Annotated in this window: 15 protein-coding genes and 2 pseudogenes; 11 read left to right on the forward strand and 6 right to left on the reverse strand. The window is 46.3% G+C overall.

The window, feature by feature from the left end; translation table 11 throughout:
- The first annotated feature begins 1 nt into the window (after position 1).
- The 5 genes and pseudogenes from AOA56_RS08530 to AOA56_RS08540 all read left to right on the forward strand — a co-directional run bounded on the left by AOA56_RS08530 (position 2) and on the right by AOA56_RS08540 (position 4,804).
- Entirely contained in the window at positions 2–262 is a 261-nt protein-coding gene (locus AOA56_RS08530) for a hypothetical protein (RefSeq protein WP_024733667.1), read from the forward strand.
- A 39-nt stretch (positions 263–301) separates the two neighbouring features.
- The gene (locus tag AOA56_RS15860; RefSeq protein ID WP_155200474.1) at positions 302–439 is read left to right on the forward strand and encodes a hypothetical protein; all 138 of its coding nucleotides are present in this window, start codon (positions 302–304) and stop codon (positions 437–439) included.
- Between the two features lie 70 nt (positions 440–509).
- A pseudogene (locus tag AOA56_RS16805) lies at positions 510–1,361 on the forward strand (ABC transporter transmembrane domain-containing protein); the annotation flags it as partial.
- A gap of 225 nt (positions 1,362–1,586) precedes the next feature.
- Positions 1,587–2,183: pseudogene (locus AOA56_RS16810) on the forward strand (ATP-binding cassette domain-containing protein); the annotation flags it as partial.
- On the forward strand, positions 2,180–4,804 hold the full coding sequence (locus tag AOA56_RS08540) for an ABC transporter permease (protein ID WP_053769456.1): 2,625 nt from the start codon (positions 2,180–2,182) through the stop codon (positions 4,802–4,804). The pseudogene AOA56_RS16810 and the gene AOA56_RS08540, both read left to right, overlap by 4 nt.
- 123 nt (positions 4,805–4,927) lie before the next feature.
- Here the strand turns inward: AOA56_RS08540 and AOA56_RS08545 are convergent, their stop codons facing one another.
- A complete protein-coding gene (locus AOA56_RS08545) occupies positions 4,928–5,113 on the reverse strand; it encodes a type II toxin-antitoxin system antitoxin (RefSeq protein ID WP_024733664.1) in 186 nt (61 codons plus the stop codon).
- 25 nt (positions 5,114–5,138) lie between these two features.
- Entirely contained in the window at positions 5,139–6,128 is a 990-nt protein-coding gene (locus AOA56_RS08550; protein ID WP_053769457.1) for an SPFH domain-containing protein, read from the reverse strand.
- Between the two features lie 210 nt (positions 6,129–6,338).
- Between AOA56_RS08550 and AOA56_RS08555 the strand changes: the two genes are divergently transcribed.
- From AOA56_RS08555 to AOA56_RS08575, 5 genes are all read left to right on the forward strand, one after another.
- Positions 6,339–6,734: a putative signal transducing protein gene (locus AOA56_RS08555; RefSeq protein ID WP_048621010.1), complete on the forward strand. Its 396-nt coding sequence runs from the start codon at positions 6,339–6,341 to the stop codon at positions 6,732–6,734.
- 168 nt (positions 6,735–6,902) lie between these two features.
- Entirely contained in the window at positions 6,903–8,552 is a 1,650-nt protein-coding gene (locus tag AOA56_RS08560; RefSeq protein WP_053769458.1) for a GH32 C-terminal domain-containing protein, read from the forward strand.
- Positions 8,549–9,232, forward strand: coding sequence for an HAD family hydrolase (locus tag AOA56_RS08565; protein ID WP_242843449.1), 684 nt, complete (start codon positions 8,549–8,551; stop codon positions 9,230–9,232). The genes AOA56_RS08560 and AOA56_RS08565 overlap by 4 nt, the downstream gene beginning before the upstream one ends.
- A gap of 2 nt (positions 9,233–9,234) precedes the next feature.
- A complete protein-coding gene (locus AOA56_RS16875; protein ID WP_162224695.1) occupies positions 9,235–10,278 on the forward strand; it encodes an O-acetyl-ADP-ribose deacetylase in 1,044 nt (347 codons plus the stop codon).
- A 127-nt stretch (positions 10,279–10,405) separates the two neighbouring features.
- Positions 10,406–11,041 carry a DUF4230 domain-containing protein gene (locus tag AOA56_RS08575; protein ID WP_048621007.1) on the forward strand — a complete coding sequence of 212 codons (636 nt, stop codon included), beginning with the start codon at positions 10,406–10,408 and terminating at the stop codon, positions 11,039–11,041.
- A gap of 134 nt (positions 11,042–11,175) precedes the next feature.
- Here the strand turns inward: AOA56_RS08575 and AOA56_RS08580 are convergent, their stop codons facing one another.
- From AOA56_RS08580 to AOA56_RS08595, 4 genes are read right to left on the reverse strand one after another with little or no spacing between them, the layout of a single operon-like run.
- Positions 11,176–11,991: a Cof-type HAD-IIB family hydrolase gene (locus AOA56_RS08580; RefSeq protein WP_048621307.1), complete on the reverse strand. Its 816-nt coding sequence runs from the start codon at positions 11,989–11,991 to the stop codon at positions 11,176–11,178.
- On the reverse strand, positions 11,991–13,421 hold the full coding sequence (locus AOA56_RS08585; RefSeq protein ID WP_053769460.1) for a UDP-N-acetylmuramoyl-tripeptide--D-alanyl-D-alanine ligase: 1,431 nt from the start codon (positions 13,419–13,421) through the stop codon (positions 11,991–11,993). Before AOA56_RS08585 ends, AOA56_RS08580 begins: the two co-directional genes overlap by 1 nt.
- Positions 13,422–13,444: 23 nt before the next feature.
- Positions 13,445–14,503, reverse strand: coding sequence for a D-alanine--D-alanine ligase family protein (locus tag AOA56_RS08590; protein WP_024733655.1), 1,059 nt, complete (start codon positions 14,501–14,503; stop codon positions 13,445–13,447).
- Positions 14,504–14,519: 16 nt separating this feature from the next.
- The gene (locus tag AOA56_RS08595; protein ID WP_024733654.1) at positions 14,520–15,980 is read right to left on the reverse strand and encodes a nicotinate phosphoribosyltransferase; all 1,461 of its coding nucleotides are present in this window, start codon (positions 15,978–15,980) and stop codon (positions 14,520–14,522) included.
- A gap of 274 nt (positions 15,981–16,254) precedes the next feature.
- On the opposite strand from AOA56_RS08595, the gene AOA56_RS08600 reads away from it, so the two are divergent.
- Positions 16,255–16,509, forward strand: a complete 255-nt coding sequence (locus tag AOA56_RS08600; RefSeq protein WP_053769461.1) for an HPr family phosphocarrier protein — start codon at positions 16,255–16,257, stop codon at positions 16,507–16,509.
- The last annotated feature ends 35 nt before the right edge of the window (positions 16,510–16,544 follow it).

Consider the following 16,544-nt stretch of genomic DNA (forward strand, 5'->3'; position numbering starts at 1 on the left):
AATGAAAGAAGAAATCAGTAAAAAGTTGAACCAGATTCTTTTAAAGAGAACAGGAATCGATTTTCAGAAGCAGGAAGAGTTACAGACAGAAGATTTCTTTGGAGGAAAAATAAAAATTCCAGCCAGAGAGCTTGTTTTGATCTGCTTTGACATCGAAAACGAATTCTCAATCCAGATTCCGGAACGTGAATTGCTTGCGGGAAGCGTGAAAAATTATGTGAGAATGAAACATATGGTGGAAAACTTGTTAAGACTTTTATAGATTAACAGTTGAAATCACAGGAAGAAGGAGGTGAAATATATGCAGAAAAGATTAGGCAAAAAAGTATACCGAAAAATGCCTACGATGCAGGTTTTAGCAGGGTGTGCTTGTATATCACTTTGCAATGCTTCTGGAAGCAGTATGTCAAAGATGCTTTCTATTATGATCGCACCGTAAGGAAAATGGAGAGGAGATTACAGCAACGTAATCTCCTCTTCGTCATAAGATAATAAAGGGATATCGGAGAATGGATGCTTTAAAGTATGATTTGAAACAAGTAATATTCATATGCAAAAGGCAAGTACTTTTACTTTTTGTATGTATTATAATAGAAGGATGTATGACCTATGCCCAACCGTTGCTGCTGACAAAGATTACTGACCAAGGGATTCTTGGGAAAAACTTAACAGCACTTCTTTCATCGGTACTATTTTTTGTCGCCGCGAAAGTGAGTGTAGCGGGAATGGGAGTTTTGCGATCCTATGAATTCGTGAAAATACATAATCAGATGTTTGGCAGATTAAATGAAAAGGCATTTGCTAAATTATACAGAATTCCAATCAGCATGTATAAAGAGAAAAATGGAATGCAGATTCTTCAGGCCTTGCAGACAGACATCCAGTCTCTTTCTTCCATTTTTGATGAAATAGCAGCATTGTCAGTAGGAGCGGTTTTTCAGGTGATTGCAGGTGCAGTCGGGCTGTCTGTAATTAGTCCTCAAATGACAATTTTGTTATTTGCGATGATTGCGGCAAAATTTATTATCGTTGTTTTTTTCTCACAAAGAAAGAAAGAAGTTGTTAAAGAAAATTTATTGATGAATAATCAATTTATGGCTTGGTTGGAAGAACAGATTAGTGGGATTCGGGAGATGAAACTTTGGAATCTTTATACGTTTCAGAATAACGAATTGAAAAAATTACAGAAGAAGCTGCTGCAGTCTTATCAAAAAAGCGCCATGTGGGATCAGAAGTATTCTTTTTGTGAAGTGAGTGTAGATACACTGATTATGGGATTTTTGTATCTTCTGGGAGGGTATCTGGTAATCATGGGAAAAACGACCGCAGGCAGTCTATTAGCGTTTATTACTTACTGTAGTAATATAACAGGATCGATCACGTTGCTGATCGATGTAAGATACTATTTTGCCAGAATCAAACCTTCAGCAGAGCGGTTTTATGAATTTTTAAATGGGAAAGAGGAAAAGGCATTATTTTCAAAAAAGGTGTGCTATAATGAAAATGATAAGGAGCTTATCCCCGTGATTGAGTTTTGTGATGTGACGTTTTCGTATCATGGGCAGAAGCCTGTTTTAGATGGGATATCTTTCCAGATCTATCAAGGGGAGAAGGTTGCCATTATCGGCAATAATGGAGTTGGAAAATCAACACTTTTTGATTTGATTACAGGGCTATATCAACCGGACCAAGGAATCATTAAAATAAAAGGAAGAGATATTCGTGAACTTGGTTTGGAAACGATACGAGGGGAGATTGCTGTAGTCAGCCAAAATCCGTTTTTTTATAATACGTCTGTTATTGATAATATCGATCTTGGAAGGCGAAATAACATGGAGGACGTGGTACAAGTTTGTCGTTTGAGCGGAGCGGATTCCTTTATTTCTCAGATGGAGGAAGGATATGAAACGATGCTTGGTAATCGCGGATTGAAACTTTCGGGCGGCGAGAGACAAAAGATAGCGGTGTCGAGGGCGCTGTTAAAGAAAGCTGAAATAGTTCTTCTGGATGAAGCGACGACAGGATATGATGTGGATTCCAGAAAACATACCATGGAAAGTTTGTTTTCAAAACAGACACTTGTTAAAGTCACGCACCAGGAGGAAGAGTTAAGAGGGATGGATTCCATCTACCGCTTACATCGAGGGAAACTGGAACGAATACGAGGAGGAGAGGGGAAATGAAAAGAAAAAGAGCACTTGACAGGTTTACTGCGATCCGACTGATTGCCGGAATAGCAGCACTTTTGACGTTCTGTCTGGTAAAATTCTATATTGATGGAGAATTTCGGACATGGATGGAAGTACTGGAAAGACTGACCAAGGGAGCAGGGATTACACCAGAATATATTCTGTTTTTTATTCCTTTCGGATTCGTGCTGCTCTATCTTATTCGGGAACTTTTGCTTCTGGCAGGGAAGTGGTGGCGATGGTTTTCCTGGCTTCCGGCGCTGGGATCTATTACGTTTGCAGGAGTTTTGGCATTTATAACGTATTCGGCCGATATACTCCTTTATGCGAAGATTCCGTTATATTATCTTGCCATGTTTACCGTGGAGTTTATAAGTATTAAATACCTGGAACAGAGAGAAGACCTGAACGAGCGGTATGAGGAGATCAAGGCGCGAGAGAAAAAAGATAAGGAACATCGGAAAAAGGCCAACCATTTTCCAGGCAAATATCCGCCGGAATTTTATGAAGTGATTCGCCAGAATTTCCGTTATCACTGGAAGGAGCAGATCGTTTTTCTTATTTCCGGAATTCTGCTCGCCGCAATCTGCTATATTGTTTTTGCCATATATTTTATGACAGATCGGATTTACGGAGGTAAAGGGAAGACGAGTTTCATGTTTGGTCAGGGAATCCATGGGATTTTTCAGAGTCTTGCCCTCATTCTGGGCGTGTTAAGTGTTCTGATGATGGTGCTGATGATTTCCTGGTACATTAAGGAGCAAAAAAAAGAATACCGGCTGATGGTGATTCTCGGAATCCGAAAGAATACTGCATACCGCATCTTTCTGGTAGAATTTTCGATCAATGTGCTGGCGGCTGCGGTAATCGGTTTTCCGATTGGAATGATTGGGGCAGCTGTCCTGCGAAGAGGATTTGCAAGGAGCTTTCAGGGACACATAGAGTTACCATCTGTCGTCAGTGTTTCCCAGGTTCTGATCGGTTTTGCAGCTTATGTGATGTTGATGATTCTGGCGCTTGGCTTTAACCAGGAAAACTTTATTTCCCTTGGAAACTCCACAGAATTAAATGAAGAACGGAAAAAAGAGAGAAAGCCTGAGAGACGACTGGCTCTTTGGATTGTATCGGGAATTGGTTTATATGTCCTCGCAATCAAATGGATTACGATTCGTGGCTGGACGGAGATGAAGTTTATCTATTGTCTGCCGGCGCTTGGAATTTTCTTTTTGCTTTCCGGTGGGATGGCGCTATGGCTGAAAAAGCGGAAGAACGGGGCGGGCTATTACAAACACCTGTTCCGGTGGAATCCGTTTTACTATCGGTTTTGGAAGAACGTTATGGTACTGTTTTATCTGTCCGTTGTCCAGTTTTTGCTCCTGGCGCTGTTTTCTACACCCTTTATCACGTCTAATATGAGGCAGGATATCCCAGCTATGTATCCGTACGATATCGTGTGTACGGCATATGAGACGGATCTTTCGGAACTGGAGCAGATTGCGGCAGACGCGGACGCCACAGTTTACCAGTATCCAATGGTGCGGATGACGTCGCTGTATGGAAGTGATACAGTTCCAAACTGGAATGGTTCTACACGTCCGGTTCAATGGCCACAGGGACAGCATATCGCAATCTCTGAGTCGACCTACAATCAGATGCGGAAAAACGCGGGGCAGAAGCCTCGGAAACTGGGATTGAAGGGGAAAGAGATGCATGCCGTCTACCAGCAGGATCTGTCGGTCAAAGCAAATGTTCTGGATTGGGATACGACCAGGTTCAGCGTACATCTCCGATTTGGGCAGCCGCTTGAGTATTATGATACAGCGGGATATTGGAATGTATTTCCTGAACGGGAAATTGTAAGTGAAGAGAGAAACAGTCTGATCGGAGCGTTTCAGCAGGGGAAACAGGAAAATCTGATTGTGCTGTCGGATGCATATTTTGAAGAAGTCTGGAATCAGATCAGTACACAAAACCGGGAGAACTGGGCCAAAAGGGAAACGATTTCAAAGGCGGAGTGGAAATTTTATTCGGCTGTCCACGAAGGGAATCTGACAGAGGGACCTACGATGCTGTACTGCATGAATGTACCGGACGGGAAATCAGCAGAGGTGGCAGAGAATCTGGAATATTTAAAGGAGAAACACAGCCTGGATCGTGTCTGGGACCGTTCTATCCAGCCGTTTTATGAGAGGACGCAGATGATCCGGAATACGGAATCCGAAATCCTTCTCGCACGGACAGCCAATGGATTTATTCTTCTGGTACTGGTGATTATGGCAGCATTCCAGTATTTTCTTTATGTAAAGCAGGAAGAAGATACATGGAAATGGGAAGATACATTCTTGGAAAAGATTGGTATGAGGAGAAAAGAAAGGGCAAAGAAAATAGGATTTCAGCTTCGTTTCTTTATGCTGCTCCCGATGATCCAGGCAGTAATCGGCGGAATTTTCTTTATTGGAATTACTTTAAAGGCCAGGTTGTTTACGGTGTCAGAAGTCCTGAGATATGGAAGGTTTATGGGTATCATGTATGCAATCTATATATTGTTTTGGCTTTTTATCTACTCGATGATGCAAAGATATGTCCTAAAACGTCTGCAAAAGGAGAATAGTTAAAAGTAGAAGAAATGATTGTGGCACACAGAGCAATCATAATTTCCAACAGCAAATCGGGCGAAACCCTTCCGTAAGAGACGGCCTATGCCGTTTCTATCATTAGGGGCTCCGCCCGGTTTGATGTTACTGTTTGTTTTTTGAGTTCTTTTTTCGGTATTTCACACACTCAGTTAAAAGATATTCGATCTGCCCGTTCATGGAACGGAAATCATCTTCTGCCCACTGGGCAATTTCATTGTAAAGGCTTTGCGAGAGCCTCAAAGGGACTTGTTTTTTGGCCTTTCCCTTTTCCGCTGTATTTTTTTCCAAAATGTGTCCCACCTTTTTTCTGGATTTAGTAGATGGTACCGCTATTTACAATCGGCTGTGCATCCTTGTTTCCACACAACACGACAAGTAGATTGCTCACCATGGCGGCTTTCCGTTCCTCATCCAGCTCGACAATCTCGTTTTCGTTTAATTTATCCAACGCCATCTGCACCATGCCGACAGCGCCTTCCACGATCTTCTGACGTGCATCGATGATAGCTGCCGCCTGCTGTCTCTGCAACATGGCGGATGCGATCTCCGGTGCATATGCCAGATGCGTGATACGGATGTCAATAATCTGGATACCGGCGTCAGCAACTTTCTCCTGAAGTTCCAACTGCATAATATCCGCAATTTCCTGGCTACTGCCACGAAGTGACTTTTCGTCTCCCTGCTCGCTTGTATCATACGGGTAGATGCGGGCTGTGTTTCGGATGATAGCGTCGCATTGAATGGAGAGATAATTTTTATAGTTCTCTACATTGATGACCGCCTGCGTCGGATTGATGACTTTCCAGATGACGATAGCTCCGATTTCTACCGGATTTCCAAGCTCATCATTGACTTTCTGCTTACCATTGTCAAGCGTCATAGTCTTGAGGGAAATCTTTTTCGTGCCCGTTGTGACCGATGTATGACCGTTTGCTCCCATGGTGAAAGAATTCTTTGAACCGATCGGGTTGATCGGGGAGCAGAATGGATTGATCCAGAAGTAACCAGGCTTTTTCAGTGTGCCATAGTATTTACCAAAAAGGGCAAATACAAGGGCTTCGTTCGGATTTAAGATTTTCAGTCCGCAGTACAGAATGATGGACACAATGAAAAGCACAAGACCAAGAGCGATGAGGAATCCGCAGAGCCCGCCCGAAATGCGGTCCATACCGGAAAGAACCGGACCCAAGATGCACATGGCGATGCTGGCAGCCAGCAGCAGTGTGCTGACAAATAACATAAGAAATCCATTTTTCGCATTGATAATGCGTTCTTCGTGAACCAAAGATTGTTTTGTCTCCATAACTCTTCCTCCTTCAGTCTTACATGAGTTAAAGTGATATTATTTTGATATCATAATAGATCTAAAGCAGAAAATTGTCAAGAGAAAATCAATATATTTTTTCGGAAGGGAAATAGGGGTAACCCTTGGAAAAAGTACATAAAAGGATTATAATAATAGTAGAAATCTTTGACATACATTCCGCTGATGTAAAGGAAAAGAGGTGTTTGTATGAGAGCAGCAAGACAGGAAAGTGTGGAGGCTATGCGTCCGGTCAGTATTTACACCGCAGGGGATCGGATTGAGGCCGAGATGCTTTTAGAGGCACTTCAGAGAAACGATATTCAGGGCTTCCGGGAGGCAAGGGGTTCCGGAGGGGTCATGGATGTCTATACGGGGAATTCTATTTATGGAGAGAAGATTTTTGTAGATGAAAGGGATGCACAGGAGGCAAAGGAGATTATCGATTCGATTCTGGCTCAGACGGAGCTTGAGGTGGAGCCGGAAGATGAGATTACCGATCAGACTGTGAAGAGTCCGAGGTGGCTTAGGAGCAGTATGGGAGTTCTGCTTGCTCTTTTACTTGCGTTTTTGATCGGAGGAACTGTGCTGAGTATATTTTTCTAAGATAAAGAGGCGGTATCGTCTCCGGAGAGATTCTGTCGTAATGAATCAGACAAGAGAGCTGAATCGTTACACGTTCGGAGGGGATACCGCTTTTTAAATGCGTTGCTTTGTGATACACTGTAAGGGTAAGAGCTGATGACAAATACGCCTGAGTACAGGAGGAAGAACATGAGATTTAATACGCAAAAATACAGACAACTGGAATTGTTTATTAAGACAGAACCTGGGGAGACAGGCAGACTTTATATGGTTTCCGGAAGTGCGCGCAAAATGTTTCAGATCAGTCAATACAGAAAGTGGCTGAAAATTACGGTGAATCCGGGGACGACCTATGAGGTGTCGGCTGAGAACTGCGAGATTTCCTATGCCTATTTAAGCGGCTGTGAGCAGATGCTGGAGAGAGGCATCTGCATGATCCAGGACGGAAGATTTTATGACAGGAGTCAGTGGGGTGAATGGTATGACACGCCCATCCGTAACCAGTACCACCTTTCCCCACCAAAGGGATGGATGAATGATCCGAATGGATTTTGTGTTTATCATGGGTATTATCATCTGTTTTACCAGTTTCACCCATTTTCTGAGGAGTGGGATAATATGTACTGGGGACATGCGGTAAGCCAGGATTTAATCCACTGGGTACATCTTCCGGTGTGTATGGAGCCGCAGCAGGAGATTTTGAACTATCCGGAGCTGGTGGGCGGCGCTTTTTCAGGGACGGCATTGGTTGACGAGGAGCAGAAGCTCAGACTGTTTTTTACGCGCCACATCGGAAAGAGAAGAGATAGGACAGCTTTCAGGGAGTATCAGGTGATGACGGAGAGCCGGGACGGCCTGAACTGGGAGCGGGAGAGCCGGATTATTGAAGGCCCGGAGGGCCGGGATTTCCGGGACCCGAAAGTATTTTATGAGAATGGAGAATATAAGATGCTTATCGGTATCAGGGGTGAAGAGCATCCGGCCATATCCCTTTATAAATCCTACAATCTGGCGCAGTGGACGTACTGTGGCGAGATTTTTGAGGAACAAAAGGAGGAGGAGAATTTTCCTCTGGAATGTCCGGATCTCTTCCGTCTTGACAACCAGTGGGTATTGACTGCCGGATACTGCGGGCATGTGGACGGGCACGGAAGAAAAAACAGCATCTATTACCACATCGGAGAATGGTATCAGGATCAGTTCCATGAGGAGGCCAGAGGGCTTTATGATTTTGGCGCAGATTTCTATGCGGTGCAGACTATCGATACGGAGACCGGACGGGTGGCTGTCGGCTGGATCAGCGACGTGGCAAAGGAGCACGTCAAATCGCCAAACGGTGCGTGCGGAAGTATGAGCATTCCGAGGGTACTTCACATCAAGGACGGGAAACTTTACCAGAATCCGGTTCAGGGAATCTACCGGCTTATCCGCTACCCGGTCTACGAAGGATGCGGGGAGGACGTGGAGGTTACCGGAATTGAGGGCAACACCTACTATGTCAAATTAGAGATGGAGAAACCATCAGATTTTCGAATGACACTTTATAAGTGGAAAGACAGGAAGCTGTATCTGGAGCAAAAAGATGGCCAGTGCCGTTTCCGGACCGTGGGAGAAGGAGCAAAAAATATTCTCTATCCGGCGGAAATCAGTGATGTTACCACGGTAGAAGTATTTGTGGACCGGAACGTGTGCGAAGTATTCTTAAATGACGGACAGGCAGCGGGGGCGAAGAAATTTTACCAGCAGTCAGAGACCGGAAACTTTGAGTTCCACGTACAGGAGAAAGGCACAGTGAAGTCTCTGGTAGTAGAGAAAATGGAGGGAATTTGGAAACAGTGAGAAAGATCAGGGCAGTATTATTTGATATGGACGGCGTGCTGATTGACACAGAAAAATATCTGACCCGCTTCTGGAGACAGGCTGCGGCAGAGGCGGGGCTTCTTTTAAGTCTTGAAGAGTGTTATGCGTTCCGGAGCTTTGCCGGGAAATATGCGGCGCCCTGGTTTGCCGAAAAATATGGAGAGCAGTATGACTACTGGACAATTAGGGAGCGGAGAAAGGAACTGATGCAGGAGCATATCCGGGTACACGGAATAGAGAAAAAGGATGGCGTGGAAGAGGTGCTTCAAGTCCTTAGCCAGGAAGGATACCAGACGGCGGTGGTGACGGCGACAGATGAAACGAGAGCGAGACAGTATCTAAGAGATATTGGAATTTTAGAGTTATTTGATGCTGTCATCTGTGCGAATATGGTAAAGCGTGGAAAGCCGTTCCCGGATGTGTACTTGTACGCCTGTGAAAAGATTCAGAAAGAACCGCAGGACTGTGTGGCGGTGGAGGATTCTCCAAACGGAATCCGGGCGGCGTATGGCGCCGGATGTCATGTGGTGATGGTGCCGGATTTGACGCAGCCGGACGAGGAGAGCCAGAACCGGATCGAGAGAAAGGCAGCATCTATCCGGGATATTCCCGGAGTTGTCCGGGAAATCAGCAGAGGAAAATTGCAATACGGGAGGTAAAGATGGGAATATTTCGGATTATCAGGGGCGATATTACACAGTGCAAGGTGGATGCGATTGTCAATGCGGCAAATCCGTCCCTCTTAGGGGGAGGCGGTGTGGACGGCGCTATCCATGCGGCGGCAGGGCCGGGACTTCTGGCGGCGTGCAGGAAACTTGGCGGATGCACACCTGGAGAGGCGAAGATTACGGAGGGTTTTCACCTTCCTGCCAGATATGTGATTCATACGCCTGGACCGGTCTATCAGGGCGGAACAAAGGGTGAGGAGAAGATTCTCGCGTCCTGCTATCAGAACAGCCTGAAGATTGCGGCTTCTTATGGACTGAAAACGGTGGCGTTTCCGTCCATCAGTACAGGAATCTACGGGTATCCGGTGGAGAAAGCTTCCAGAACGGCGGTTCGTGAGATCCTCACCTTTCTTCGTACCCAAAGTATGATAAAAGAGGTGACGATGATCTGTTTCGATGCCGGTACGCAGAAAGCTTATGAGGAGGCATGGAGAGAGATCAACGAGGTAGATTTTACGATTCAGAAAGCAGAGGAATCCGATCTGGCGGATATCCGTAAGCTGATGAAAAAGACCGTGGTTCATATGGAGAATTCTGACTGGTTTTATGACGGAGGAAAGGATTTCCTTGTGACCTGCTTAAAGGAGGATGAGACGACCGGATTTGCGGTTATAGCACGGGTAAAGGGTGGCACGAAAAAGGGTTCTCTGGCCGGATGTTTCCTTGTGGAGATTCCAGGAGATGTAGAGTACAACCTTGGAAAGGATCTCGGATTTTCTAAGGAACAGTTACTTGTCAGTGCCCATATGGACACAGCGGTAGTGGATCCTCTATACCGGGGGCATCACCTTCAGGATCGGATGATGGAAGCATGCGAGAAGGAAATGAAGAAGCGTGGCATCCACTATCTTCTTGTAACCGTCCACCCGGACAATCCGTACAGCCTTTCCAATGTACGGAAAAGAGGGTACCAGATCCGGAAAACCAAGGAGAAGTACGGTGGAACGCTCCGTCATATTCTGTGTAAGGAAGTCTGAAGATATGGCAGTGTTATAAGATGGCGGCGCCGAGGAGAGAGAAGAAAAAACGTTGACGAAGGAGCGGTTTTCCGTAATAATGAAAGGTGCCTGAAAAAAGTATGGAAAATAATACAAAGGAGAGAACATGATGAGTCAACATCAGGAACAAGGTACGAGAAAAAGAGGCGGCTTTGGACTTTTGAAATTTTATCTTTCACAGAAAATCATCAAAATCCTTTTGATTCTTGTTGTCGTGGCGGTAGTGATTTTCGGCGTCCGCAAAACGTTCTTCACGGAGAGTAAGACAACAAAGCTTGGATTTGAAGATATCGGAGAGCTGGCGACTCAGTGTGCCTACACGACGGAAGTTGGGGTGCAGGAGGGATCCAGAGAATTGTTTGGTATCCAGATTCCGTTTACACAAAGCAAATATATTTACAGCATGGATTTCGAGATCAAGGCGGGAATTGATTTTGGGGACATTGACTGGGATCTCAAGGATAAGATAATCGAAGTACGGCTGCCCGAGGCCAGGATCTTAAGCAGCGAGATGAAACAGGATTCCTTCCAGGTTTACCACGAGGAGGAGAGTATTTTTCGGCAGATCAGACTGGAGGAGATCAATGATGGATTTGAGGATATGCAGAAGCAGGCAGAAAAAGACGCTGTCAGTAACGGACTTTTGGAAAACGCAAAAAGCAATGCAGAGACGATCCTCAAGGAGTTCTTCGCAAAAGAATATGACCTGAAAGAATATAAGATTACGTTTCGTGAGAAATAACAGGAGTGAAAAAATGAAAAAGAAGATTCTTACAGTACTTGCCGTTGTTGCAGCGGCTATTTTCATTTTCTATTTTATTTTGTTTCTGACTGCATAGGGTTCCGATGCGACGGAACCCGGCCAAAAGGTTGTAATTATTCAGAAACAATGAAAAAATTCTCAATGACATGTAGTACCCCGTCTTCGTCGTTGGACAATGTAATGTAATCTGCCGCTTCTTTCACGGCAGTCTGTGCATTTGCCATAGCGACACCAAGGCCGGCGGTTTCAAGCATTGTGATGTCATTACAGCCGTCTCCGCAGCAGACCATCTGCTCTGTGGTGAGTCCGATACTGGAAAGGAGTTTACACAAGGAGTGTGCCTTATCGATATTCTGCGGCATGATCTCCAGAAAGAACGGATCGGAACAGTAAATATTTAGAAGTCCGTGAAAGTAAGGAATCAGCCGTTTTTTTACCATGGCGATATCGTCCGGGTTTCCGGTAATAAGAAATTTATTATTCTCCTGTTCAACAGAAGCCGGAAAGTTATCTACATGGATAACAGGGAGCCCGTTGATTGTGGACTCCAATTTGGTGTACTCATTTGTCTGAAGTCCGGAGAGGATACCACGGCTGGAGTAACCGACAATGTCGACCGGAGCGTCTTTGATTAGTTCAAAGAGGGGCTTTGCCACATCTTTTGGCAGAAGACGATTGTAAACAGTCTGACCGCTTCGACAGTCAGTAATTTTTCCTCCGTTGAAGGAGAGGATGTAGCTTCCGAATCGTTGCAACTGCAGTTCTCTGGCAAGGGGAAGCACCCCGGTTGTCGGACGTCCGCTTGCCAGGACCACTTTAATTCCGGCTTCCTGAATCCGGATTAACGCCTCCCGTGTGGGAGGCGTGATTTGTTTTTGGGAGTTGGTGAGTGTTCCGTCCAGATCCAGGGCAAGAATCTGATAGTCTATCATTGTTTGGCTCCTTTTTCTATCTCATCTTTCGTGTTAGCTTCGAATTCGGTGAGCGCCTCCACGATTTCCGAAAACTTCATACTATTGGACGCTTTTACAAGAACAGTATCCCCGGCCTCAAACAAGGACGGAAGATCGTGTAAAAATTCCTTCTTGCCGGTATAGTGAAGAACTGTATTGCCGGAAGCAAGATTCTTGGCTCCAAGGTACATCTGACAGGCCAGCGGTCCAATACAGACGATAGTGTCAATGCCCTTTCTGGCGGCATACTCTCCGGTCTCAAAATGAAGCTGCTCCTCATTCTCTCCCAGCTCCTTCATATCCCCCATGACCGCGACTCTACGACCTGTGGCAAGTGCAAGGACGTCGAGGGACGCCCGCATGGATGCCGGGTTGGCATTGTAACAGTCGTCCAAAATCATCAGGGTGTCCGTTTCAATGAGATGGTTACGCCCGGTCACCGGCTGAAGGGAATGGATTCCTGTCTCGATCTCCTCTGGGGAAAGTCCAAAGAGGTGCCCGATGTAGGCGCCTGCGAGCGCATTGTACACCATATGTTTGCCCGGAATCGGGATGTCAGCCTGGATGGTGGTCTCAGAAAAGTCTCCACATGCAGGAAGCTGGATGGTGCAGAGCGTCCCTTTTAACCCTCTGTTTTCGATGTGGGAGGCAAAGACCGGGGCGGCGGAATCGATGCCAAAGAAGACCGGTTTTTGTCCGTGCACATCGGCCACCGTGCGGAGCATATCGTCGTCCCCGTTTAAAACAACCGCAAACTCCGGCTGTAAATGTTCGAACATTTCCGTTTTTGCCTGTAAAATTCCTTCTCGTGATCCGAGATTTTCCAGATGCGCGTATCCGATATTGGTAATGACACAGACGTTTGGGCGGGCAATATCAGCCAGACGGTGCATTTCCCCGAAATGGTCGATTCCCATTTCCAGAACAGCAATCTCATCTTCCTCGGTCAGACGGAAAATCGTCAGTGGGAGTCCGATTTCATTATTATAATTCCCCTCTGTTTTCAGCACCCGATATTTCTGTTCTAGGACAGAAGCGATCAGCTCCTTGGTACTCGTTTTTCCCACGCTTCCAGTAATTCCGATGACTTTCAGATCAAGCTGACTTCGATAAAAGTGTGCCAGATCTTTTAAAGCCTGCTCGGTGGAGTTTACAAGGATATAAGGATACCGCGCCCCGGTAAGCGGATGCTCGGATAAGGTGCAAAGAGCCTCCTTTTCCATGACCTGTTCAATAAAGTCGTGTCCGTCCACCCTTGCGCCCTTGATTGGGACGAAGAGGAAGTCCTTTTCGATTTTGCGGCTGTCGATGGCCACTCCTGTGATTTCCCGGTTTCGAGCGTCCTCAGAACCCCTATATGTACCGCCGCAGGCGGAGGCAATATTTGCCAGTGATAACCCTTTCATATGTTTTCTCCTGTCTTTGGTGATTACCCGCAGTAACGGGCGTCCATCGATTTTTCAATCAGCAGTTCACAGAGCTCTCCAAACTCAATACCGGCGGCCTTTGCCTCTTTCGGAAGAAGACTTGCGGCCGTCATGCCCGGAAGGCTGTTATACTCCAGACAATAGATGTTGCCGTCCTCTGTCAGAAGGAAATCCGCACGGGCATAGACATCGAGCTTGAGTGCTTGAAACGCATGCTCGGAAATTGCCTGGATTTTCTTTGCTGTCTCTTCCGGGATACGGGCAGGGCAGATCTCCTCTGTCATGCCGTCTTGGTATTTATTGGCATAGTCAAACCATCCGGTTTTCGGACAGATTTCGATGACCGGAAGGGCCTTTCCGTCGATCACACCGCAGGCGAGCTCTCGACCTTTGATATATTCTTCAATAATGATCTCATCCTCATAGCGGAAGGACTCTTTGACTGCTTTATCAAACTCCTCCTCCGTCTGTGTAATGTAGACTCCGATACTGGAACCACCAGAGCAAGGCTTTACAACAAGCGGAAGCGGAAGTCCGGTGGAGGCAAGGGAGTGATCCGCGGTGGACCGTTTCATCCAGGTTCCCTTTGGAGTCGGAATATGATTTGCCTCGAAAATCACCTTGGTGATCTCTTTGTCCATGGACAGGGCACAGCCAAGGGAGCCAGACCCTGTGTAACGGATACCAAGGACGTCAAAGGCAGCCTGAAGCTTTCCGTTTTCACCTACATCACCGTGCAGTCCCATGAATACGATATCCGCGAGACGGCAAAGTTCGATGACATTGGCTCCGAAAAAGCAGTCGGATTTGTCTTCTCTGGAAGCTTTCACCGCTTCCAGATCCGGCTCTGTAGAACGGATGCCTGATGCAAGGGAAAGCCCCGCATCAGGTCTTGTAAAGACTGCTTCCAGATTGTCTCCCGCGTCCGGAAGTCCCAGAAACGGATCCAGAAGAAAAGCGTCGTGTCCTTTTTCTCTTAATGTACGGCATATACCGGCGCCGGAACTAAGGGAAACGTCCCGCTCCGTGCTGAGTCCTCCTGCCAAAACAATGATTCTCATAGTCTTCGATTCCTCCTTATAAATTATCCATACTCATCTGGTCCAAAAGCTCTTTCTTAACCTGATATAAGCGATCTGAAAGATCCACATACACATTGTGCGGGTAGAAGAGACGCTTCGTCTCATCCCACAGAGTATCTTTTTCCTGACGGCAGTATTCAGCGATTTCCATGACGGACGGCGAGTGATAGACACATTCTCCGTTTATGAAAACCGGGACGAGCATCTCACGCATTGTATAGGTGCCGCCCTTCATCCGCGTTTTTTTCCATGTCTCGATGGGGTCAAAGAGCAGAAGATCGTCATTTTCATCAAAAGTCTCATCCGCAAAGCAGATCAGGTCAGCCTTGATCTTTCCGGTCTCCTTTTCGTAAATCCTGTAGATTGTTTTGTTGCCCGGATTGGTAATCTTTTCCGTGTTCTCGGAGAGCTTGATCTTTGGTACAAACACACCGTTTTCATCTTGGATGGCGGCCAGCTTATAGACGCCCCCAAAGGACGGGCAGTCCTTAGACGTAATCAGGTGGGTTCCTACACCCCAGACATCGATGGCGGCACCCTGCTGTTTCAGGTCGTGAATCAGGTATTCATCCAAATCGTTGGAAGCAGAAATTTTCGCGTCTGGGAATCCCGCATCGTCTAACATCTTGCGAGCCTTCTTAGAAAGATATGCAAGATCCCCGCTGTCCAGACGGATTCCAAAGCTTTTGGACCGGATTCCCTCTTCCCGCATCTCACGAAAGACGCGGATGGCATTCGGCACACCGGATTTCAATGTGTCGTAGGTATCCACGAGAAGGGTACAGGAGTCCGGATACATTCTGGCATAAGCTTTAAATGCCTGGTACTCATCCGGAAAACTCATAATCCAGCTATGGGCGTGCGTGCCCATGACCGGAACATGAAACATCTGTCCGGCCAGTACATTAGACGTGCCGACACATCCGCCAATCATGGCAGCTCTCGCCCCGTAAAGTCCGGCGTCCGGCCCCTGGGCCCTGCGAAGACCGAATTCCATGATACCTCCATCGTTTGCCGCATAAACGATGCGGGCGGTCTTGGTGGCTATGAGGGACTGATGGTTGACAATATTTAAGATTGCGGTTTCCACAAGTTGTGCCTCCATGATTGGGGCCACCACCTTGATGAGAGGTTCCCTTGGGAAGATCACACTTCCCTCCGGAATGGCATAGATATCACCGCTGAAATGATATCCACTTAGATAATGAAGAAAGTCTTCGTCGAAGATGTGAAGACTTCTGAGATAGTCCACCGCCTCATAGGAAAAATGAAGTCCCTTGATATACTCAATCACCTGGTCGAGTCCGGCTGCGATGGCGTAGCCGTTGTTACATGGATTGGCACGATAAAAAACGTCAAAGACAACAACTTTGTCGTGATCCTTCTCCTTAAAATATCCCTGCATCATTGTCAACTCATACAAATCTGTCAATAATGTTAAATTACGTTCCAGCATTGGATACACTTCCTTTCGCTGTGCGGCCTGACACACAGCCTGTATTATAAAATAGCGATGGGCCAAAGTCTGGGCATGATGTGACCTTGGCGACCGCGTATCAACCCGAAATGTGCCTTTTGGCACTTCTGGTGATTCAGCATAATGCTGGAAACATTATAGCACTCATCCGGGCAAAGGGGAAGAAAAATCCGTGTTGAAATTGAAAGGCCGGGAGAAGTAGTATATAATAGATGTAAAAAAAGGACATTTCCAGATGGAAGGAGGAGTCAATATGACCAAACGAAACGTGACAGCAGCAGATTTTGGAAGCAGATATGAGGCTCCGGGGGCCGAACTGGTTCGTATTGCATGCCAGTTCCAGAGCCGGATCTTACTGAAGAGCGGGGAGATGCAGGTCAACGCAAAGAGTATTATGGGAATGATGGCATTTCAACCGTCAAAGGGAATGGAAATTGAGATCACAGCTGAGGGATGCGACGAAGAGCAGGCTGTTCTCGAAATAGAAGCTTTTTTGAAAAATGAATAGAGTACATAAAAACGGGTGGAGACATACAAATTTCC

The sequence above is a fragment of the Sellimonas intestinalis genome, assembly GCF_001280875.1.
In the GTDB taxonomy this organism is placed as follows: Bacteria; Bacillota; Clostridia; order Lachnospirales; family Lachnospiraceae; genus Sellimonas; species Sellimonas intestinalis.